The organism is Flavobacterium sp. 25HG05S-40, assembly GCF_052654735.1.
Genome location: NZ_CP199750.1, coordinates 1,968,634 through 1,991,103 on the forward strand (window position 1 = coordinate 1,968,634; position 22,470 = coordinate 1,991,103).

16 protein-coding genes are annotated in these 22,470 nt (G+C 35.4%); 8 read left to right on the top strand and 8 right to left on the bottom strand.

The window, feature by feature from the left end:
• Nucleotides 1-87: 87 nt before the first annotated feature.
• A complete protein-coding gene (locus ACULEU_RS08540; RefSeq protein WP_445452182.1) occupies nt 88-5,064 on the top strand; it encodes a translocation/assembly module TamB domain-containing protein in 4,977 nt (1,658 codons plus the stop codon).
• Nucleotides 5,057-7,333: a translocation and assembly module lipoprotein TamL gene (gene tamL / locus ACULEU_RS08545; RefSeq protein ID WP_445452183.1), complete on the top strand. Its 2,277-nt coding sequence runs from the start codon at nt 5,057-5,059 to the stop codon at nt 7,331-7,333. Before ACULEU_RS08540 ends, tamL begins: the two co-directional genes overlap by 8 nt.
• A gap of 38 nt (nt 7,334-7,371) precedes the next feature.
• Here the strand turns inward: tamL and ACULEU_RS08550 are convergent, their stop codons facing one another.
• The 8 genes from ACULEU_RS08550 to ACULEU_RS08585 all read right to left on the bottom strand — a co-directional run bounded on the left by ACULEU_RS08550 (nt 7,372) and on the right by ACULEU_RS08585 (nt 17,534).
• Nucleotides 7,372-8,424 (bottom strand): outer membrane beta-barrel protein, encoded by a 1,053-nt coding sequence (locus ACULEU_RS08550; protein WP_445452184.1) that lies wholly within the window; start codon nt 8,422-8,424, stop codon nt 7,372-7,374.
• 290 nt (nt 8,425-8,714) lie between these two features.
• A complete protein-coding gene (locus ACULEU_RS08555; RefSeq protein ID WP_445452185.1) occupies nt 8,715-10,007 on the bottom strand; it encodes an ABC transporter permease in 1,293 nt (430 codons plus the stop codon).
• Between the two features lie 77 nt (nt 10,008-10,084).
• Nucleotides 10,085-11,005: an ABC transporter ATP-binding protein gene (locus tag ACULEU_RS08560; RefSeq protein WP_445452186.1), complete on the bottom strand. Its 921-nt coding sequence runs from the start codon at nt 11,003-11,005 to the stop codon at nt 10,085-10,087.
• Between the two features lie 119 nt (nt 11,006-11,124).
• The gene (locus ACULEU_RS08565; protein WP_445452187.1) at nt 11,125-13,848 is read right to left on the bottom strand and encodes a T9SS type A sorting domain-containing protein; all 2,724 of its coding nucleotides are present in this window, start codon (nt 13,846-13,848) and stop codon (nt 11,125-11,127) included.
• A 194-nt stretch (nt 13,849-14,042) separates the two neighbouring features.
• The gene (gene dnaJ / locus ACULEU_RS08570) at nt 14,043-15,167 is read right to left on the bottom strand and encodes a molecular chaperone DnaJ (protein WP_445452188.1); all 1,125 of its coding nucleotides are present in this window, start codon (nt 15,165-15,167) and stop codon (nt 14,043-14,045) included.
• A gap of 61 nt (nt 15,168-15,228) precedes the next feature.
• Nucleotides 15,229-15,792, bottom strand: a complete 564-nt coding sequence (locus ACULEU_RS08575) for a nucleotide exchange factor GrpE (protein ID WP_445452189.1) — start codon at nt 15,790-15,792, stop codon at nt 15,229-15,231.
• A 305-nt stretch (nt 15,793-16,097) separates the two neighbouring features.
• Nucleotides 16,098-17,003, bottom strand: a complete 906-nt coding sequence (locus ACULEU_RS08580; protein ID WP_445452190.1) for a TIGR01777 family oxidoreductase — start codon at nt 17,001-17,003, stop codon at nt 16,098-16,100.
• A gap of 75 nt (nt 17,004-17,078) precedes the next feature.
• A complete protein-coding gene (locus ACULEU_RS08585) occupies nt 17,079-17,534 on the bottom strand; it encodes a DUF4442 domain-containing protein (protein WP_445452191.1) in 456 nt (151 codons plus the stop codon).
• A gap of 193 nt (nt 17,535-17,727) precedes the next feature.
• Between ACULEU_RS08585 and ACULEU_RS08590 the strand changes: the two genes are divergently transcribed.
• The 6 genes from ACULEU_RS08590 to ACULEU_RS08615 all read left to right on the top strand — a co-directional run bounded on the left by ACULEU_RS08590 (nt 17,728) and on the right by ACULEU_RS08615 (nt 22,464).
• Nucleotides 17,728-18,180 (top strand): DUF4870 domain-containing protein, encoded by a 453-nt coding sequence (locus ACULEU_RS08590; RefSeq protein WP_445452192.1) that lies wholly within the window; start codon nt 17,728-17,730, stop codon nt 18,178-18,180.
• A gap of 50 nt (nt 18,181-18,230) precedes the next feature.
• Complete coding sequence (locus ACULEU_RS08595) at nt 18,231-18,596, top strand: hypothetical protein (protein ID WP_445452193.1); 366 nt, start codon at nt 18,231-18,233, stop codon at nt 18,594-18,596.
• A gap of 109 nt (nt 18,597-18,705) precedes the next feature.
• Nucleotides 18,706-19,047, top strand: coding sequence for a PadR family transcriptional regulator (locus ACULEU_RS08600; protein WP_445452194.1), 342 nt, complete (start codon nt 18,706-18,708; stop codon nt 19,045-19,047).
• Nucleotides 19,044-20,813 (top strand): PspC domain-containing protein, encoded by a 1,770-nt coding sequence (locus ACULEU_RS08605; protein ID WP_445452195.1) that lies wholly within the window; start codon nt 19,044-19,046, stop codon nt 20,811-20,813. Before ACULEU_RS08600 ends, ACULEU_RS08605 begins: the two co-directional genes overlap by 4 nt.
• A 2-nt stretch (nt 20,814-20,815) precedes the next feature.
• Nucleotides 20,816-21,556, top strand: coding sequence for a head GIN domain-containing protein (locus tag ACULEU_RS08610; RefSeq protein ID WP_445452196.1), 741 nt, complete (start codon nt 20,816-20,818; stop codon nt 21,554-21,556).
• 71 nt (nt 21,557-21,627) lie between these two features.
• Complete coding sequence (locus ACULEU_RS08615) at nt 21,628-22,464, top strand: GIN domain-containing protein (protein WP_445452197.1); 837 nt, start codon at nt 21,628-21,630, stop codon at nt 22,462-22,464.
• Nucleotides 22,465-22,470: the final 6 nt, after the last annotated feature.

Sequence of the window (22,470 nt, forward strand, 5' to 3'; positions counted from 1 at the left end):
TAATGTTTTAAGATAATTATATAAAGGATTTACTTAATAAAACGACCATCTTTGGAGTAAATTTTGGTAAATCAATATAATTACGGTTTGAAAAAATACTTTAAAAAAGGGATTAGAATTCTTCTTTGGATGCTGTTATCCATAATAGGATTAGTCCTGTTGCTCGTTGTTGCGCTTCAAATTCCAGCCGTACAACGCTATTCTAAAGACAAAGCCGTTGCCTATTTAGAAAGTAAAATCAAAACAAAAGTTACTCTTGAGAAGGTTCGGATTGGTTTTCCAAAAGATGTTGTTTTGGAAGGTATCTATATTGAAGACCAAAAAAAAGACACGCTTTTAGCCGGAAGAAGAATCGCGGCAAACCTAAATCTGTACGGAATACTATTCAACAACAAGATCGAAATTAATTCAGTGGAATTAGAAGGCGTCGTTGCTCGCATTGACCGTAATAGTCAATCTCAGTTCAATTTTGATTATATAATTGAAGCATTCCAATCACCCGAAAAGCAAGATGATGATTCGCCTCCAATGGAATTTTCTATGGATAAAATCAAGCTTGACAAAGTTAAAATCCGTTATACCGATGCTGTTTCTAAAAATGATGTCTATCTAAATATAAATCATTTAGATACCCGAATCAAAACCTTTGACTTAAATCAAATGATTTTTGAAGTGCCCAAATTTAAAATAGACGGTATGCAGTTTTCTTATAAACAAGGAATCGGTAACACCATCAAAAACATAAAAGCAGTACAAACAAAAAGTCCTACTTTAAAACTCAAACTTGGTACAATCGATTTAAGTAAAATTAAGGTAAAGTATCAGGATGATGCCTCAAAACTAAGCACCAATATTGCTTTAGATAAACTTCTGGTAAAAGTCAAAACGTTTGATTTGGAAAAGAGTGTTATCGATCTAGACCAAATCAAATTATCTAATGCCAATGGCGCGTTGCGTATGGGCGAAATTATACAAAACAGTAGCGAAACGACATCAGCAACACCCAACAACTGGAACATAAAAGTAAACAAAGTAGTTTTTGAAAAAGTCAATTTTCGGTATGACAATGCCAATGGAAAAGCGGTTCAGAAAGGAATTGACTACCGACATCTGAACGTGAAAAACCTAAATTTTCAAGCAGAAAAACTAGCTTACAATCCGCAAACCATTTCAGGAAACATCACTGCATTGCGAGTGAATGAAAAAAGTGGCCTTAGTGTTGAATCGTTGAAAACCAATTTCTATTATGGAAAACAAGTGGCCTATTTAAAGAATTTATATTTAAAAACACCACAAACGACTTTACGCAACGAAATCATCGTTGGGTATCCCTCAATAGCATCGCTTTCGAAAAACCCAGCGGCTCTTAAAATCAAGGCCAATCTTACTCAAAGTCGGGTTAGTTTTAAGGATATTCTTCTTTTTACACCTGAATTATCTAGTACCAATCCGTTTAAGGATAGCCCAAATGCTGTGGTTTTATTGAATACAAAAATGTCGGGCAGTCTAGGGAATTTGGCCATTCCAACGCTTCAGCTTAGCGGCATCGGAAGTACTAAAATCAATGCCAGCGGATGGATTGTAGGGTTGCCCAATATCGAAAAAGCGTATTATAATTTAAATATCAATGACCTGCACTCCACTTCGAAAGATGTTTATGGGTTTGTACCCAAAGGAACGATTCCGAATACAATTCAGATTCCGGCTCAATTCAGCGCCAAAGGTACCTTTAAAGGAACTATCAAGAATTTCAGTACCAATATGAATCTTATCACCAGTTCTGGAAATGCTACAATAAAAGGAACCTTGGATCGGAGAACAAAAAACAGAGAATACTATAATGTACTGGCTACACTGGATAATTTTGACTTAGGAAGATTATTGAAGAACGATTCCATCGGAACACTATCATTGAAAACCGAGATTAAAGGCACTGGATTCCAACTGAAAACAGCTAATGCTGTAGCTAAAGCGACGATTATCAAAGCAGATTTCAATCGCTATACGTATCAGAATTTGGTAGTTGACGGTAAAATAAACAATGGCTATTTCAAGGCTAGTGCCTTCTTAAAAGATCCCAATCTAAAATTTGACTTGGTTTCCAGCGGCAGTTTTAAAGATAAATATCCTGCCGGAAAAATTCATCTGAATGTAGACATCGCCGATTTAAACAAATTGAACTTACACGCCGGACCTTTAAAACTGCGTGGTCAATTCGATGCTGATATCCAGTCGGGAGATTTGGACAATCTGAACGGAACGGTCAGCGTGCATCATTTAATTATCGCTAATGAAAAAGATCAATTTTCTATAGATTCCATCAATGTTATGGCGGTTTCAACTGTAGAGAAAAATTCGATAGTTTTGAATTCGCCCTTTCTCGATGCTGAAGTTATCGGAAAATATAAATTGTCCACAATAGCCAATTCGGTAAAAAACAGTATTTCAAACTATTATACTTTAAAAACTACTTCCAAAAATGTGCCCCTTAGTAAGCAGCAATTAGCGTTTAAACTCAATGTAAAGAGTACACCACTTTTAATGAAAATAGTTCCTGAGTTGAAAAATATCGAGCCTATTTCCATTATCGGAAGATATAATTCGGTAAACGACTCTATCGTCTTGAAGGGTTCTATTCCGAAGCTGGTGTATGGTGCCAATACTATTTCAAACGGTGTGATTACGATGAATACCAAAGACAATGCGCTGTTATATAGCCTAAGTGTAGACGAAATCAAAAATGCTACGATGTTGCTAAACCGCACTAGTATTTCCGGAATTGTAGCAGATGATGTACTAGACTATACTTTACTAATCCAAGACAATAAACGAAAAGACCGTTATTTGATTGCCGGAAATCTCAAATCGAAAAATGGCGGCGAAGAGCTTTGGCTTGACCCTACAAAACTGCTGTTGAATTATGACTCTTGGGTGCTTTCCGAAGACAATAAAATCAGAATAGCGCGTAACGGAATATATGTAGACAATTTTGAACTCAGCAAAGACAACAACAGCCTCAAACTACAATCGGAATCACAAGCAAACAATGCGCCTCTCGCAGTTACTTTTAAGGATTTTGAAATCATGACGCTTACGGATATCGTCGAGATGAAAAACATCGATATGGACGGAACGATTAACGGTACGGCTTTGTTTAAAAACCTGACTTCCAAAGTGCTTTTTACGGCCGATGTGACTATTGACAAGTTTGCTTTTAAGAAAGAAGAAGTTGGAACCATTTACATTAACATACACAATTACACTCCCAATACGTACACCACAAAGGTTGCAATCACCGGTCAGGAAAATCAGGTGAATCTTGATGGAACCTATCATGCGAAAGATGATCATTTGAATATGAATTTAGATATTCAAAAGCTGAATCTTAAAAGTATTCAGGGGTTTTCTATGGATAATATCACCGATGGAACTGGCTATTTTACAGGAAAGTTCAAGGTTACAGGAAATACTGCTGGTCCAAAACTCAACGGCGATTTACAATTCAACGAAATCGGATTTAAGGCTACCAAACTGAACGCCAAATTCAAATCGATGAACGATAAAATTGTCTTTACAGAGGATGCCATTGTACTGAATAACTTCACCATCAAAGATGAAAAGAACAACGATTTAACGATAACCGGAAAAATCAACAATCAGGATTATACCAATCTCGGATTTGATTTAGTCGTGGATGCCAATAATTTCAAAGCAGTGAATTCCAAAGCTAAAGATAACGATACCTTTTATGGCGAATTGTTTTTAGACAACCATCTTTTGGTTAAAGGCACGATGAATAATCCGTATGTTGAAGGCAATGTAAAAATCAATAAAGACACTAAATTTACGATTGTATTACCACAAGATGACCCGTCCATTGCAGATCGGGAAGGTATTGTCGAGTTTATCGATCAGGATCAGCCCAAATTGATTACACTGACTACAGACGAAACGATATCCGAAACAGAAGTCAAAGGAATTAACGCATCGGTTACGATAGAAGTGGATAAAGAAGCCGAACTGTCGATGGTAATTGATAAAGCCAATGGCGATTTTCTAAAACTGAAAGGCGAAGCGCAACTAACAGGAGGCATTGATCCATCTGGAAAAACCACGCTTACCGGTCGTTATGAATTGTCTGAAGGAAGTTATGAAATGAGCTTTAATTTGGTGAAAAGAAAATTTGACATCAAAAAAGGAAGCTACATTCTTTGGACAGGAGAACCGACCAGTGCCGATATTAATATTACTGCTATCTACAAAGTAGCAACAGCACCAATTGACTTGTTAGACAACCAGTTGTCTTTGCTTACGCCCGAAGAACGAAATACCTACAAACAAAAAATTCCGTTTGAAACCGAACTAAAAATGACAGGTGAATTGCTGAAACCTAACATTACTTTTGACATTACACTTCCGGATGGAAATAACTCCGTCTCAAACGACATCATCACCAAAACCGAAGCTAAACTAGCACAGCTGCGCCAAGATCCTGATAATTTGAACAAACAGGTTTTTGCCTTACTATTACTGAATCGGTTTGTCGGTGAAGACCCTTTTTCCAGCGAAAGTGGTGGAACTACAGCTTCTTCTTTGGCAAGAGAAAGTGCCAGTAAAATTTTATCTCAGCAATTAAATAATCTTGCTGGCGATTTGATAAAAGGTTTTGAAGTTGATTTTGATTTGGATTCCTATGAAGATTATACTACCGGACAACGCGAAAACAAAACAGATCTGAATGTTGGGCTTTCTAAAAAATTGCTGAATGACCGATTAAAAGTTACCGTGGGAAGCACCTTTGGCATTGAAGGTCCGGAACAGAAAAACAAAGAAACCAATACTATTGCCGGAGACATTTCCGGAGAATATATATTAACTTCTGATGGTCGCTACAAACTCAGAGCCTATCGCAAAAACTTATATCAGGTGGCCTTACAAGGACAGGTTATTGAAACCGGAGTTGGGTTTGTGATCACTTTAGACTATAACAAATTCAGAGAATTATTTCATTCCAAAAAAGAGACCGAAAAACCTCAGAAAGCTGCAACTAAATCCAATGATTAAAAAGTTAGCCTACATACTATTCATAGCACTATTTGCATGTTCGTGCAGCAATACCAAGCATTTGCCTGATGGCGAACTGCTTTACGTTGGTGGCAATGTGACCGTAAAAGACAGCACTATTCCCCGAAAAGAAAGACGCGCACTGCAACTGAAGCTGAAAGAAATTATTCGTCCGGTTCCGAACAAAAAGTTCTTGGGTTTACGTCCAAAATTATTCTTTTACAATCTTGCCGGAAACGTAAAAAAAGAAAAAGGCTTTCGTCATTGGTTAAAATATAAAATGGGAGAAGCCCCTGTTTTGTTCAGTCAGGTCGATTTAGAATACAACCGAAGTCTGTTACAAAATTTCTCGGAAAACAACGGTTACTTTACTACTCGAACTAGCGCAGACTCGACCAGAAAAGGAAAACGTGCGATAGCGAATTATGTGGTAACTCCAGGGAAACAATACAAAATAAAATCGGTACAATTTCCAACAGATTCTTCAGCCATTGGTGCAGCCGTAGGTCGAACACAGCGTCGAAGTTTGTTAAAAGTGGGTAAACCTTATAATCTAGAGGTTATCAAAGCGGAACGAACCCGAATCGATACCCGTTTGAAAGAAAGAGGCTTTTTTTATATGAATGCCGATTATCTGAAAGTTCAGGTAGACAGCACCGTCGGGAAGTATGAGGTTGATTTGATTGTAAAAGTAAAAGATGAAGCTCCAGCCTTAGCCAAAAAAGTTTACAAAATCAATAAGATAGTGATCTACCCCAATTATTCGCTCAATGTAGACACGCTAAAAACAGCGGAAAAGTATAACGATTTTACCATTATTGGGAATGAAGATTTATTCAAACCCCGAATTTGGGACCGAACCTTATACTTTAAAAAAGAAGATTTATACAACAGAACTGATCATAATCTGTCCCTAAACCGTTTGGTAAATCTGGGGAATTTCAAGTTTGTGAAAAATCAGTTCCAAGTGGCGGACACGATTGGTAATTATCTGGATGCTTATTATTATCTGACGCCAGTACCTCAAAAATCGATTCGGGTGGAACTTTTAGCCAAAACCAATTCGGCCAATTACACCGGAAGCGAATTGAAAATCAATTGGAGTCATCGCAATACCTTTCACGGTGCAGAATTCTTAAACATTTCAGCCTTTGGTGGTATCGAAGTACAATTAGGTGGCAAAAATAATGGCTTTAATGTATATCGTTTTGGTGGCGAAGGAAGCTTAACTTGGCCTCGATTCATTGCGCCATTCCAAATCAAATCGGCAAGCGGATTTGTTCCAAGAACGAATGCTACTATTGGTTACGAATTTCAAAACCGACAAAAATTGTATTCGCTACAAACTTTTAAAGGTTCTTTTGGCTATGCGTGGAAAGAAAATGAGCGTAAGGAACACATGCTGAATATTACCGAGATAACCTATGCAAGACCTTCGAAAGTAACCGATTTGTATCAGGAACAAGTAGATTTGAATCCGTCTCTAAAAAATGTCATTGCCAAGCAGTTGATTTTTGGACCAACTTACAATTACACCTACAACACCGAAATGAATAAACGAAAAAAGAATACCTTCTATTACAAAGGCGGTATCGATTTTTCGGGAAACATTGCTGGATTACTGACGGGTGGCGATATTAAAAAAGGAGACACCATCAAGGTTTTTGATATTCCGTTCAGTCAATTTATCAAAATTCAGAATGAGTTCAAACATACTTTTAAATTCAGTAAAACTTCCGAGCTTAAAAGTCGCATCATCGCCGGTGTTGCTTTTGCTTATGGCAATTCTGATGAAATTCCGTTTAGCAAACAATTCTTTATTGGTGGTACCAATAGTTTACGGGCTTTCCGCTCCAGAGCTTTAGGTCCGGGAACGTATGATGGTTCAAATGAAATCAGTCAGTTTATTCCCGATCAATCCGGAGATGTAAAACTCGAATTCAATACCGAATACCGCACTAAGATTTACCGTTTTATAAATGGCGCACTCTTTATGGATGCCGGGAATATATGGCTTTTAAACAAAGACTTAAACAAACCTGGCTCTCAATTTTCTAAAGATTTCATGAAAGAAATTGCTGTAGGTGTTGGTGCCGGTTTGCGCTTCGACTTTAACTTTTTAGTACTTCGAACCGACTTGGCATTCCCCATTCGAAAACCTTTTCTACCTAATGGTCAGCGATGGGTTATTGATGAAATCAACCTTGGAAGTGGTCCGTGGCGCACTAATAACCTGATATTTAATTTGGCTATTGGATATCCTTTTTAAAATTATGTTCGAAACAAATCAGCAAACCTCTGACAATTTTAAAATTCAAAAGACAAACTGGTTGTTAAAAAGAAATTGTCATTCACTAAAGAAGACTCATTTACAAATACTTTTTTCTGACTGTTGAGGTATCTTGCTTCGGTTCTAAATTTTACTTTATCATTAAGGAGATAATCAATATTCATTGACAAAGAAAGGGTTTTGAACTCATCATTAACAGCAATTATAACATTGTCTTGATCCTGATAATATTCCGCTCGTAAAGCGGTTTGCCATTTTGGTACTAAAGTGTATTGAGCCACCAAAACGGGACTCATCCAAAACAATTGTTTTTCGTTGGTATTTTGCATACCTGAATCAAAACCAAATACAGTATGCCATTTAGGATTCCATTGCTTATCCCAATAAAGATTACTGAAATAACGCATACCCCATTCATTATTATATAACTCTTTCCCTATAAAAGTACTCCAATTAAATACTGATTTATCCGAAGGTTTATAAATTATTTGCGAACCCAAAGCCGGTAAAACTTTTTTATCCAGTTTGTTGATGCGTTGCCAACCATTGGTAACTAATCCTGAAAATGATAGTTTCGAATTGGGTTTATATGTATACTTGAGACCGGTCATAAAGTAAGGTGAATTTTCAGCAAATATAGAACGGGTTAAAGTCAAATTGGAAGCCGTTACTGCCGATTCAAAACCAATATAGCTTGGCAAAATTCCAACTTCTAATGATTGTTTTTTGGATTGATCTAAATACAACCCAATATAAGCCTCGTTTAAATATTGTATCTTTTCGTAAGCATAGTTATCGTCTACATAAGTTCCTGAGTGCAATGATACTGTTGCATAGGCATTCTCATATTCCACTTTAGCCCGAAGCAATCCAATATTGATATTAAATTCGTTATGCCTATTATAATTATACATAAACGGCAATTTTGCATCAGTTATTGGTTGATTAAAATCATAAGCATAATAGGTTTCTAAAAAGCCTGAAAAAGTTAACTTTAACTCTTTTTTGTCTTGACCGAATGACGTCGAGGAAATTAAAAATGCGATTAATCCTCTAATTGTTTTTTCCATTTGTCAAAAGTAATTTATTTTCTATTTAATTCTAAGTTGGAACAGCAACAGATATGCAATGATTTTATACTAGATAAAATCGCAATCAGCAAAACTAAGGACGAAAATGGTGGTTACCGAAAAAATGCTATTCATATAATGGCTATTTTACGCTAACATTTTAATGCTGTAATTTTTAAAAAAGTCACGGCATTCGGTATAAGTAGAATATAAGATAAGCTGCAGAAAATATAAAGATTTTATAAGGATTTAGACCTAACAGGTTTTAGAAACCTGTTAGGTCGGGTATTTTAATATCTAAGCCACTTTATAAGCTCTTTCCATGTTGGTTTTTTACCGTACATTAGAATTCCGACACGATAAATTTTGGCGGCAAACCAAACAACTAAAAGAAATGTTCCAAAAAGAATCAACATCGAAACTATAATCTGCCAAAGCGGAACGCCAAACGGAATACGCATCATCATCACTATCGGAGATGTCAACGGAATCATAGAAAATACGGTTGCAATAGTTCCGTGAGGGTCATTGATTACCGTAAAAAATCCAATATAAACGCCTAAAATAAGAGGCATGATAATAGGTAATAAGAATTGTTGTGAATCGGTTTCGTTATCAACAGCAGCACCAATGGAGGCATAAAACGAACTGTATAAAAAGTAACCGCCAATAAAATAAACCACAAACGATATCAAGATGGTAGCGATTGGTAGGTTCCAAATTTCACGGATGTACATTTGTATATCGCTTCCGGAAGTCGATACAGACTGCGCTTGCACTCCTGCTGAAGCTCCCATTTGTACTCCGAACATGCTTGATAAAATAAACATCGCTGTTAAACCTAAAACTGCCCAAATTAGAAATTGCAAAATTCCGGCTAAAGAGGTTCCGATAATTTTCCCCATCATCAATTGAAATGGTTTTACCGAGGAAATAATGACTTCTATGATTCGAGATGTTTTTTCTTCGATGACGCTACGCATGACCATATTACCATACAAAATAATAAACATCATAATTAAATATCCAAAAGCACCACCGATGATAATTTTGATTTCGTTCAGGCCTTTCAGCGTTTCTTCTCCAGTAGCTTTTTCGAGATTAATAGTCACGTCAGCTTTAGCATTTTTGATGGCTAAGGTGTCTAAACCCGCTTTCTGAAAATTTTCAGCAGTAATTTTTTTGGCAATGATATCTTCTAAATCTTCAATAAAGGACACACTTGGGCTGTCGTTGGATATATACTCGATGCCTTTTTGAAGCTTGGTGTTATCGTCCACTTTCGGGATGACTAAAAATCCCTCATAGCTTTCACTGACGATACTGTCTTTAAGTATTTTTAAATCAACTTGAGACAGATTGAGATATTTATATTCTTTGTCGCTTTTGAATTCGGATACAAATCTTCCGGTTTCATCGTGAATGGCGATTGTTTTTTGTTCGGCTTTCATCGTACTTAGATAACCAACGAAAACGCCGATAGCAACGAACAATAACGGACTTAAGAACGTCATTACGATAAACGATTTATTACGCACTTTGGCAATAAATTCTCTTTTTATGATGAGTAGTGTTTTGTTCATTTTTTTAGATTATTGGATTTTTAGATTGTTGGATTTTTAGACATTCTAGTTATCTAAAAATCTAATTATCTAACAATCTATTTAGTTACTGTTTGAATAAAAATATCATTCATACTTGGAATTTTTTCGACAAAATGGGTCACTTGTCCTCTTTGAACTAGCGTGTTCAATAATTCATTTGGCGTGGCATTTCCTAAGTTGATTTCCAGTTTTAATTCGTCGTTTAGCGATTTAAAATCGGTTTGAGATAAGGTGAACTTCTGCGATAAATCATACATCAGACCTTCAATGTTATTACTCAAAATACCGACTTCGTAACTATTCGTTCTGAATTGTTTTTTGACGTCAATTAGTTTTCCTTCAATCAATTTATTGGATTTGTGGATTAGCGCGATATAATCACACATTTCTTCTACGCTTTCCATTCGGTGTGTAGAAAAAATAACAGAAGTTCCCTGTTTGTTTAATTCGATGATTTCATCCTTAATCAAATTGGCATTTACAGGATCGAAGCCAGAGAAAGGTTCGTCAAGTATTAATAATTTTGGTTTATGTAAAACGGTCACTACAAATTGGATTTTCTGCGCCATTCCTTTGGAAAGTTCCTGAATCTTCTTGTTCCACCAACCTTGAATTTCCAATCGGTCAAACCAATAGTCCAATTGCTGCTTGGCATCAGCTTTAGATAATCCTTTAAGTTGAGCGAGATAGAGACATTGTTCCCCAACTTTCATGGTTTTGTACAAACCTCGTTCTTCGGGCATATACCCTATTACGCTTACGTGTTCGGGTTTCAGTTTTTCACCATCTAAAATAACCTCGCCACCATCGGGCATTGTGATTTGATTGATTATTCGGATTAGGGAAGTTTTTCCGGCGCCATTAGGACCTAAAAGTCCGTATATGCTACCCTTTGGAACGGTTAAAGAAACTTCGTTAAGCGCGGTGTAGTCTCCGTATTGCTTCACTACTTTGTTTACTTCAAGTATAGTGCTCATCCTTCTATTTAGTTTTCTGTAAAAGTACTTAATAAGTCCTTAAACAGTTGTGAATGTTACAAAAAAAACCACCCTAATTTTTACAAAAGGATGGGATTTCATTTAGTTTAAAAAAGGTTTTATTCCTTAATAAACTTCTTAGTAATAGTGCCTTTGTCAGTCTTGATCCGTAGATTATAAATTCCAGAGTTAAAATGACTAACATCTACAGCTAAATTATTTTCAAAACTTCTAAAAACAATTTCTCCTAACATATTGTAAATAAGGTATTCTTGGATTTCAATTTCAGTTGAAGTCATAATTTTTAAAATATCTTTAGCTGGATTAGGGTAGATAATTAGGTTCAATTCGTTTTCATGAAAATCATCTACATCTAAAACAATATTATTTAAACGAGTCAATGCAAAATTATTGTTTATAGCATTATTTGTTGTACCTGCAATTATTATTTTATTATCAGATTGTAAGCCAATAGAAAATGCTTCATTATAGCCATTATAAAACGAGGTATTTATACCATTATCCCCACCAAAATCAGTATCAATAGTACCGTCATCAGTAATGCGTTTAATTTTAAAGTCATTTGGATTTTGCTGAGGATTATATTGACTTAATGCCACAAGAAGTTTATTGTCTGGCTGTAAATAGATTGCATTAATTTGATTGTAATTATCTAAACTAGAAAAAGCAATTCCATTTGTACCGTAAGTGGTGTCCATAGTCCCATTCGAGTTATAACTTATGGAAGCTACGCCTGCGCCTCCCAAGCCTACTAAAACAATTTTCCCATCTGATTGAACAAAATTTGAATGTACGTAACCTTGCATTGGTGTTGTTATTTGCCCATTTGTTCCAAAAGTAGTATCTAAACTTCCGTTATCATTATATCTGACAGTAAAAAATTGAGAGTTAAAATTCGAGGAATATGAAGTGCCCGACACTAAGATTTTTCCATCTTGTTGAAGTGCAAATTTTAAATCGTACGGACTATTGCCATTATTATAAGTTACAGCACCATTAGTTCCAAAAGTAGTATCAATACTTCCATCATTATTATACCGTTTAATTATGTGGTCATAATCTCCCGATGGCAAATAATTTACACTATAAAACAACAATTTACCATCAGAAGGATTCAAAACAGTAAAACCTCCTTGACTTGTAATTATTTTTCCATTGTTCCCAAAAGTTGTATCTAAACTACCATTGGAATTGTATCGAATTAATTCATAAATGGGATCATATGAAGGAAAAACATAATAATAGGCATTTACTAAAAGCTTACCGTCTGTTTGAACAAAGGCATTCATAATTGTATATACATTTTCTCCAAATACAGAATATACTTTTCCCAAATCCCCATATGATGTATCCAAACTACCATTACTATTATATCTTGACAAAACTATGTTTGAAAAAGAGGCATTGTTGGGTTGTCTGTATCTTGAAGTTCCTATAGCGATAATTTTATCGTCTGGCAATACAACTACTTTTTTCAAGTCGTCTGTACTGTATTCAAATTCAGTAATTACCATTCCATCTGTATCAAAAGTAGTGTCTAAAGTTCCATTGGCGTTATATTTAGTTAAACCAAAAGCGTAACTTCTAAGCATAATAATTTTTGAATCTGATGTTACTGTTATATTTTCAGCCATGCCATAACCTGAGTTGAGGGTATTAAATTGACCATTACTTCCAAAGGATTCATCGAATGAAATATCAGCATTGTATTTTCGTATGACCGAATAATTGGATGGATTCCCATCAGAAAAATTCACTAAATAGTTACCATTTGCATCTTTACTAATTGACTTAACTTGATAAAAACCATCGTCAATCAGCGAAAGGGCTTTACCATCACCATCAAAAGTAGTGTCTAAACTACCGTTGAGATTGTATTGCACCAGTCCAAAATTAACTATAGTTTGACTTGCAGTAAAAACCGTTCCCGCAACGGTTATCTTTCCATCTGAATTTGCAGATACAAACACGCCATAAGAATTAGTGCCCGTTCCAAAAGTGGTTGTTACTTTGCCATCAGTATCAAAAGTAGTGTCTAAGCTTCCGTCAGCATTATATTTTGCTGCTATGATTGTGACTGTGTTTTGGCTGGGTGGCGAAAATGATCCTGCAGCTACAAATTTTCCATCGGGCAAAATTGCCATTGATGTAAGTCCGGTATAGCCATTGCCAAATGATGTTACAACTTTTCCATCAGTTCCGAAAGTAGTATCTAAAACACCATCTTGAGTATAGCGTTCAAATGCTGCACTTGGCATATTATTTCCACCATAATTTACAGTATCACCCGTAATAATAATAAATTTTCCGTCAGGGAGCATTTTTAAACCTTCTTTGACAGATCCGCTTTCTTTCATAACTAGTCCAGCTGTTCCAAAAGTTGTATCTATGGTTCCGTCAGTATTAAATCTGGCAATCACAAGACCAGAAGGTGCATTACCTATACCATAAGTACCTAACGTTAAAAACTTACCGCTATCCAGTAAAACTAATGAAAGGATATTATTTTCAACATGATCTTGATTAGGCATTTCAAAAACTCTTGGCACCGTTTTTCCATTGGCACCAAAAGTGGCATCTAAAGTACCATTTGGGTTGTATCTGGCTAAAGCAAAATGGGTGCTTCCATCAAAAATCTGGCACGATCCGCCAACAATCATTTTTCCATCAGGTTGTGTAACAATTGACACTGCTTTATTATAACTAGAACCAAAGCCGGTAACCACCTTTCCGTTTACTCCAAAAGAAGTATCCAAATCACCCGATTGAGAAAAACTCACTAAAGTGTAAAACACTATTACAAGGGTTAGTTTACATTTCATGAAAATGATTTTATATTTAATATAAAGATAGTTTAATGTTAAGTAATCATTTTATGCGATTTATTATTTATTACATATGAATTATTATTCCAAAAAAAACCCACCCTAATTTTTACAAAAGGATGGGAAAAATTGCTATGAAAAAGAAGTTACCTGTTTCCAAGTAACATTCAAATGTAAATATATTTTTTAAACTATGAAAACATATCCTTGACTTTTTCAAAAAAAGATTTATCCCCTTTTTCGGGTTTCGGAATAAAGTTTTCATCGGTCAATGATTTTTCAAAAAACTGTCGTTGTTCTTTGCTCATTTTTTTAGGTGTCCAAACATTTACATGTACCAATAAATCGCCACTTCCGTAACTATTTAGGCTTGGAATTCCTTTGCCTTTAAGTCTTAATATTTTACCGGATTGAATGCCTTCCTCAAGTTTGATTCGGACTTTACCATTTACAGCATCGATGTCTTTTGAGGCACCTAGAGCAGCTTCTGCAAAACTGATGTATAAATCGTAATGAAGATTTTCGCCTTCTCGTTTTAGAAATTCGTGTTCCAATTCCTCTACTGCCACAATTAAATCGCCAGGGATTCCATTTCCTGGAGCATCATTTCCTTTTCCGGATACTTTTAATTGCATTCCGTCTACAACTCCGGCGGGAATTTTAATGGAAACGGTTTCATCTTCCATAATCATTCCGTGAGCATCAGCATTCGTAGGCTTGCTTTCAATTGTTTGTCCAGCTCCACCACAAACATGGCAGGTTGCAGCCGATTGCATTCGGCCTAAAATAGTATTAGTTACCTTTAAGACTTGACCTTGTCCATTACAAGTAGTACACGTTTTGTACTTTACTCCCGGAGCTTGGATTTTGCGTTTCACTTTTACTTTTTTCTCAACGCCATTGGCAATTTCCTCTAAAGTAAGTTTTACTTTAATACGAAGATTACTTCCTTTTACTCTGCGCTGACCTCCAGCACTTCCTCCAAAACCACCAAAATTTCCACCACCGAAAGCGCTTCCAAAGATATCACCAAACTGACTGAAGATATCATCCATATTCATGTGATGACCACCACCATAACCACTAGCTCCATCAAAAGCAGCATGACCATATTGATCATATTTTGCTTTCTTATCTGCATCGCCTAAAACCTCGTAAGCCTCGGCAGCAGTTTTAAAATTTTCTTCAGCTTGTTTATCGCCAGGATTTTTATCGGGATGAAACTCTATGGCCTTTTTTCGGTATGCTTTTTTAATTTCCTCTGGTGAAGCACTTTTTGAAACGCCTAATACTTCGTAAAAATCTTTTTTGCTCATATCTCTTTTAATATATAATGAAGCCAAAATATAGTTGGCTCAGGTCAGTCGTGAAAGCTTGTTAATTACCTATGACAACCTTTGGGAAACGGATTATTTTATCACCTAGCTTGTATCCTTTTTCAATTACATCAACAATTTTACCTTTCAAATCATTTGATGGCGCTGGAATTTGTGTGATAGCTTCGGCAAAATCAGCATTAAACGCATCTCCTGCTTTTACATCAACCTGTTCCAAGCCTTTTGAAACTAGCGTGTTTTTAAGTTTTTCATGGATTAATTCCACTCCTTTTAACAAAACTTGGTCTTCCGATTTAGAAATCTCTACCATTGCTCTGTCGAAGTCGTCCAATATTGGCAGAATTGCTTGAAGCACTTCCTCGTTGGCAGTTTTAAACAACTCCATACGCTCTTTAGCTGTTCTTCTTTTGAAGTTTTCAAATTCAGCAAAAAGACGTAAAAATTTATCTTTTTCGTTCGCTAAATCCTCCTGTAACTGCTCTTCTAAAGTCAGCTCAGCAGCCGATTCAATCTCGTTTACTGTGTTTTCGTTTACTTCACATTCTTTTTCGCTATTGTCAGTATTCATTGTGCTTTTATTTTTAAAAATATTCTTGATCTTCATTTTTTTTCCGCTTTGCTCAAAACAATTTGGCTTGGCCTCGAGCGTTGATTTTGGTTAGCAAAAGTACTGCCATTTCATTAAAAATGTCAAATTGTCATCAATTTTTGTTGGATACTATAAACTTGCTGCTAAAAAATTTAATAAAAAATTAATATAATTTTAAGACTATTACGATTTCGTTTTGACTATGTTTGTAATGGATAGTGAACAAATATTACTACCAAGGTTGGCTTACCGCTGTAAAAAATTATTAATTCAGAATTATTATAGTAAAAAAAAGTGCTGTTCATTAACAGCACTTTTTTTTAGCTATATATAGCAGCTATAGCTTGTTCTATCTCGGGAAACTGAAACTCAAATCCCAAATCCTGAATCTTTTGAGAACTTAACTTTTTACTGGTGAAGAGGAGATAACTCATTTCTCCTAAAATTAGTTTCATGAGAAACTGAGGAATATTCGGCAAGAAAAGTGGTTTTTTTAATTTTTTTGCAATCACTTTAGTCAGTTTTGCATTGCTAACCGGATTAGAGGTTACGGCGTTATACACTCCTTCTAATTGTTTTTCTATTACAAAAGAATACAACGCTACCAAATCATCGATATGTATCCAAGATTGCATTTGTTTTCCGTTGCCCATATAGGCTCCCAAACCTAATTTTATTGGCTTAGCCATTTCTGGTAAGGCTCCACCGTCTTTAGAAAGTACGATTCCGGTTCTTAGTATCCCTACTTTTAAACCCAACACTTGAAATCTATTGGCACTTTCCTCCCATTTTTTGACAACATTTGACAGAAAGCTATCTTCAGTCACTTTAGTAGTTTCGTCATAAACCTTAGTAAAACTTTCGGGATAACTAGCCGTTCCAGATGCTGAAACAAATTGTTTTACTTGATTAGGCGTTTTCCGAACCAGATTATAAAGCAGTTCGCTTGACAAAATTCTGCTTTCGATGATTTCTTGTTTGTAGGCGTTAGTCCAGCGTTTGGCAATAGTTGCTCCAGCAAGATGTACAATAACATCAACCTCATACAAGCAATTCTCATCAATTTTCCCTTGCTGTGGATTCCAATAAAAACCTTTATAATTCGGTTTGCTTTCAATTTTTGAGAGCGAAGTAGTGAGGTAGTTTACAGAATGATTTTTAGACAATAAAAGTTGCACCAATTCTTTTCCAACCAAACCTGTTGCACCTGTAATTAAAATTTTCATTTGTGGTCTATTTTTATCAAAAATACAACCAACGCTTCATAATTAAAACTCAATTGTAGTAGGTTTAACTTTTGTTTATGGCTTTAATTTAATGCTCCATTCAAAATTCATTTCAGACACTTGTTCTCCTTTTTCATTTACTCCAATGGATTTCATCCAAATCGTTTGCCCTTCTCCTGTTGCAATGGTTCTCTGAATGGCTTCATTAATTATGGAACCGTCATTACACGTAAATGTGATTCTTCCCGTAGCTTTTTTAGTAAAGTTCCCATTATTATTGGCAACCAACATTGAGATTTTCTTACCACTTTCTTTAATTTGCATCATGACCAAAGCACCTGTCGTCAACTCCGCAGCCATTGCCTGAACCGCAAAATACATAGAGTTAAAGGGATTTTGATTGAACCAACGATGCTTTACAGTAACCACACACTGTTCCTTAGAAATAACCTTTACCCTTACACCGCTCCAAAAAGCAGACGGTAATTTGAAAAATAAAAAGGTATTCAATTTTGAAGGAGAAAATTCCATAAACACTTGATTTTACTGTAAACTTACAAAAAAAGTTACGGATTGCAAGAATTTATTATTTGTTAATATTTTGTTAAATTTAAGTACTTTGTATTGCATAATACCTTTTTTTGATTGTATCTTTGTATAAGAAATTAATGGTCTATCTATAGTATTGGATAAAATTACAATCATCAACCTAAAAAAATAAATCATGACAACAACTAATGACAAAAACATTGCTACTGTTTTACATCTTAGCACCTTAACACAATATATTATTCCGTTTGGGAATTATATTTTTCCAATTGTTATTTGGAGTTCCAAAAAAGAATCGGATTTTGTTGATACTAATGGCAAGCAAGTACTGAACTTTCAATTGAGTATGTTTTTATATAGCGCATTATTATGTTTAATCGCAATACCGATATTGCTATATACTTTTTTTTACAACATGCCTTGGGAAGCGATAATTAATGACAACGATGTTATTCTTGAAAACTTCAATTTTGCGAATATTGGTGGCATTGCCGTACTCGGTATAACAGCTGGCTTCTTGTTTGGGGTTTTGAAAGTAATTGAATTTGTGTTGATAATACTAGCTGCAGTAAAAGCATCTAACGGAGAGCAATACAAATATCCACTAAGCATTCCATTTTTCAAATAAATACTCAATAAAAATCAATCAATCATCAATCATTAATCATCAATCAAAAAATGAAAAAATTAATCTTAATCGCAGGAATGTTATTGGCTATGACCTCAAAATTACTAGCTCAAGACAATACCGGTATCGAAGTGAATCACTTCCAAATGAAACAAGCGGAGTTACAAAACGAAAATCATCAATTCGAAATTGTAGCACTTGAAAACGTAGACGTTGATCTTAAATTCAGTCTTAAAACAGAAGATACCATCAACGTTACGGTAACTGACAAAAAAAGTAAAATTATCCTATCTGAAAAATTTAAAAAAGCAGGAACAAACAAACTAACCTTCACCATGGATGAAAATGAAAAATATCTTGTGAAGCTTACCGGAGAAAAACAATCTAATTTAATTGTACAGGTTTCCGAAAAATAATCAATCAGCAGTTTCAATCATCATCAAAGCTTTATCTAATTTTGAGAAAGCGGCAAAAAAAATCAAAAAAACGAATCAGTAGTAATCCAAAAAAATTAAATCATGTATTATGAATATTGAAAACACAAAAGCCCAGATGCGTAAAGGTGTTTTAGAATTTTGTATCTTGTCTGTTCTGAAAGATAAGGAAGCATATACTTCTGAAATATTGGACACACTAAAAAACGCAAAATTACTTGTCGTAGAGGGAACTGTTTATCCACTCTTAACAAGGCTCAAAAATGACGGTTTACTCAACTACCGTTGGGAAGAATCAACTTCTGGCCCGCCTAGAAAATACTACGGCCTGACAGAAATAGGAAAAACATTTTTAACAGAATTAAATGGTACTTGGACCGAACTGTCTGACGCCGTAAACATCATCACAACAATCAAATCAAAGAAGTCATGAACAAAACAGTAAATATTAATATAGGAGGTTTAGTTTTTCACATTGATGAAGACGCATACCAAAAATTAACTCGATATTTTGAAGCTATAAAACGTTCTCTTTCCAATTCTTCCGGTAAAGATGAAATCATGAAAGACATTGAAATGCGTGTGGCGGAATTACTTTCTGAAAAACAAAAAAGCGACAAACACGTCATCAATAATAAAGATGTGGACGAAGTTATTGGAGTAATGGGGCAGCCTGAAGATTATCGTCTTGATGATGATGCGGAAGAAAAAGCACCGGAACCATTTTATCCTTACACAAAATCAAAAAAATTGTACCGTGATAAAGACCGTGGCACTATTGCCGGAGTCTGTACAGGTTTGGGCCACTATTTCGGAATTGAAGCGGTTTGGGTAAAAATAATATTCATTCTTTTAATTTGGGCTGGTGGTGCTGGTATAATTGCCTATCTAGTACTTTGGATTGCAACGCCAAAAGCGTTAACCACGTCTGAAAAATTAGAAATGACCGGAGAACCGGTTACGATATCCAATATTGAACGTAAAGTAAGAGAAGAGTTTGAAAGCGTTTCTAACAAGTTTAAAAATGCGGATTATGATAAAATGGGAAACGAAGTAAAAAACGGAGCCTCTAGAGCAGCAGATGGAATTGGTGAGATTTTTGTCAATATTTTTAAAGCATTTGCAAAAATATTAGGGGCAATTATCGTAGTGTTCTCCTCGCTATTATTACTAGTGGTTTGCTTTGCTTCTATCTTCATGATTTTCTCCTCATCGATGCCGGAGAATTACATTATGAACCATATTAGTACGCCAATCGGACTGGAAACGCCAATATGGATTCAGGGAATCTTATTTCTTTTAGGTGCGGGAATTCCATTGTTCTTCTTCTTAATTCTAGGATTAAAATTATTGGTGCCGAATTTAAAATCGATTGGAAGCATTATCAAATACAGTTTATTAGCAATTTGGATAATCGCTGTAGGTATATTGATTTCACTCGGAATAAAAGAGGCGACTCAAATCGCTTACGATGGTAAAGATGTTAAAAAAGAAGTCATCAATATGGCTCCAACAGATACGTTGTTAATCAAATTTAAAAACAATGATTTTTATTCGAAAAGCAGATACCACAATACCGATTTCAAACTAACACAAGACGAAAACAATAAAGAGATCATTTATTCTAATAATGTTTCTTTGGAAATTCTAGAAACGGATGAAGCCTTACCATATCTACAAGTAGAACGTTTAGCGGTCGGAAAATCAGCGGTTGATGCTCGCGGACGTGCAGAAAAAATCAGATATTCTTATAAAATTGAAGGAAATCAATTAATTTTAGATAATTATTTGCTGACCGATATCACCAACAAGTTCCGAGGTCAAAAAGTAGAATTGTTTTTATACTTGCCAAAAGGAACGCTATTCAAAGCAGACGAAAATGTTCAGGATCATGATGTTTCTTCTAATGATTTCTTTAATTTACATTTTAGTTCGAAAGACTATGTATATAAAGTAGAAGAATCTCAGGTAAGATGCCTTAACTGTCCTCCGGATGAAAACGATTACAATGATGTTGATAATGAGATAAAAACAGAAGAAATCAATAGTATCGATGAAAACGACACCGTGAAAACGGTTACGGTAAAAGTGAATGGTAAAACAGTAATTGAAACAAAATCGGCTAAAACAGACGGTGAAAAAGCCAAAAAAGGCTCTCTAACAGTTGGAGAAAACGGAGTAATAATCAAAACAAATTAATCATGGTAAAGTTTGCAGTAGTGTGTACCAAAGTAATCGCAGTATCAGTAACAGCATTGTTGTTTAGTTCCTGTAATGCTAAAATAGATTTAGGAAATGGCATCGATGGTAACGGAAATGTAACCCGACAAACACGTAGTGTTGGTAAAGATTTTTCAAAAATAGACGTAAACCGAGGTTTAAATGTAATTGTAGAACAATCAGATTCCTTCTTTGTAGAAGTGGAAGCCGATGATAACCTACAATCGCACATTACAACCAAAGTAGAAAACGGAACGCTAATCATCACTACCGATGAAAACATCGATGAAGCTACTGCAAGAAATATCCATGTAAAAATGCCTGTATTGTCCGATATTGAAACCTCAAGCGGTTCGTCTGTAACAACCAGAGGTGTTTTTACAGGAACTCAAATTGACGTAACCTCAAGTAGCGGAAGTGAAGCCGATCTTGACTTAGAGTATGAGAGCATCAGTTGCGAATCCTCCAGCGGAAGTGCCATCACTGTAAAAGGAAAAGCGCTGTCTCTTTCAACCGATTCCTCAAGTGGAAGTACTATTGAAGCTCAAAATTTATTGGTTAACGATGTCGTTTCAGAATCCACAAGTGGCAGTTCAACCAATGTGCATCCTATCGTAAGTTTGAACGGAAAAGCATCAAGCGGAAGCTCTATCAGTTATGATACTTCACCTAAAACAGTCACTAAAGAAGAAAGTTCCGGCGGAAGTGTTTCTAAAGAATAAGTTAATATAACATCCTGATTTTCGTCGGGATGTTTTTTTTTCTATTTTTGACAAAACTAGAGCTCCATTAAATGAAAAAAACAATTACGCTATTTATCCTTTTTATCTCTGTTCTGACCTATGCGCAGAAGAAAGAAAAAGTAAAAGGTTCCAAGATTGTCAAGCTTGAACAAAAACAAGTCGACAATTTTGAAAGTGTGGAAGTAGAAGACAATCTAGAAATCTTTTTAGTAAAAGGTGATGAATGTGCTCTAGAAATAGAAGCAGACGACAATTTAATCGAGTTTGTAGAATATAAACTGACCGGCAAAAACCTCCGAATTTCAACATCACGCGATATCTCTAGTTACAAGAAGCTAAGTGTTCGTGTAACCTACAATGACAAAATGAATATGGTTATTGCTAAAGATGAAACCAACGTTACAGCGCTTTCGGATGTGGTTTTGGATGATATAACCTTTAAAAGCTACGATTACGCCAAATTATTCCTGAATGCCAAAACCAAAAATTTCACGTTGATGGCCAACGATAAGTCGAAAATAGAGTTAAACCTAAAATCGGATAAAACAGCAATCGACTTAAGTAAAAGTGCTTATGTAAAAGCCCTAATTTCTAGCCCCGATATGCGCTTTGACGTGTACCAGAAAGCTTCCGCCGATGTTGAAGGCGATGTCATCAATCTAAAACTTCGCTTAGACAACAGTTCCGATTTTAACGGAAAAAAATTAACGGCTAAAAATGCCACGGTAGAACTCGCTGCCTATTCCAAACTAAGTATCAACATCAGTAACTTGGCGACCATCGATGCTTCGGGTAACAGCGAAATGGATTTGTACGGCGAACCTAAAATAGAAATCAAACGCTTTACTGAAAGTGCCATGATCAAGAAAAGACCTATCAAGAATTAAATAAAA

Bases quoted from the DNA above. Each gene is read 5' to 3' on its own strand.
- ACULEU_RS08555 (WP_445452185.1), bottom strand. From the start codon at position 10,007: ATGAACAAAACACTACTCATCATAAAAAGAGAATTTATTGCCAAAGTG.
- ACULEU_RS08585 (WP_445452191.1), bottom strand. From the start codon at position 17,534: ATGGAATTTTCTCCTTCAAAATTGAATACCTTTTTATTTTTCAAATTA.
- ACULEU_RS08600 (WP_445452194.1), top strand. From the start codon at position 18,706: ATGAATATTGAAAACACAAAAGCCCAGATGCGTAAAGGTGTTTTAGAA.
- ACULEU_RS08615 (WP_445452197.1), top strand. From the start codon at position 21,628: ATGAAAAAAACAATTACGCTATTTATCCTTTTTATCTCTGTTCTGACC.
- ACULEU_RS08610 (WP_445452196.1), top strand. From the start codon at position 20,816: ATGGTAAAGTTTGCAGTAGTGTGTACCAAAGTAATCGCAGTATCAGTA.
- ACULEU_RS08565 (WP_445452187.1), bottom strand. From the start codon at position 13,848: ATGAAATGTAAACTAACCCTTGTAATAGTGTTTTACACTTTAGTGAGT.
- ACULEU_RS08580 (WP_445452190.1), bottom strand. From the start codon at position 17,003: ATGAAAATTTTAATTACAGGTGCAACAGGTTTGGTTGGAAAAGAATTG.
- ACULEU_RS08595 (WP_445452193.1), top strand. From the start codon at position 18,231: ATGAAAAAATTAATCTTAATCGCAGGAATGTTATTGGCTATGACCTCA.
- ACULEU_RS08560 (WP_445452186.1), bottom strand. From the start codon at position 11,005: ATGAGCACTATACTTGAAGTAAACAAAGTAGTGAAGCAATACGGAGAC.
- ACULEU_RS08575 (WP_445452189.1), bottom strand. From the start codon at position 15,792: ATGAAGATCAAGAATATTTTTAAAAATAAAAGCACAATGAATACTGAC.
- ACULEU_RS08590 (WP_445452192.1), top strand. From the start codon at position 17,728: ATGACAACAACTAATGACAAAAACATTGCTACTGTTTTACATCTTAGC.
- dnaJ (WP_445452188.1), bottom strand. From the start codon at position 15,167: ATGAGCAAAAAAGATTTTTACGAAGTATTAGGCGTTTCAAAAAGTGCT.
- ACULEU_RS08605 (WP_445452195.1), top strand. From the start codon at position 19,044: ATGAACAAAACAGTAAATATTAATATAGGAGGTTTAGTTTTTCACATT.
- tamL (WP_445452183.1), top strand. From the start codon at position 5,057: ATGATTAAAAAGTTAGCCTACATACTATTCATAGCACTATTTGCATGT.
- ACULEU_RS08550 (WP_445452184.1), bottom strand. From the start codon at position 8,424: ATGGAAAAAACAATTAGAGGATTAATCGCATTTTTAATTTCCTCGACG.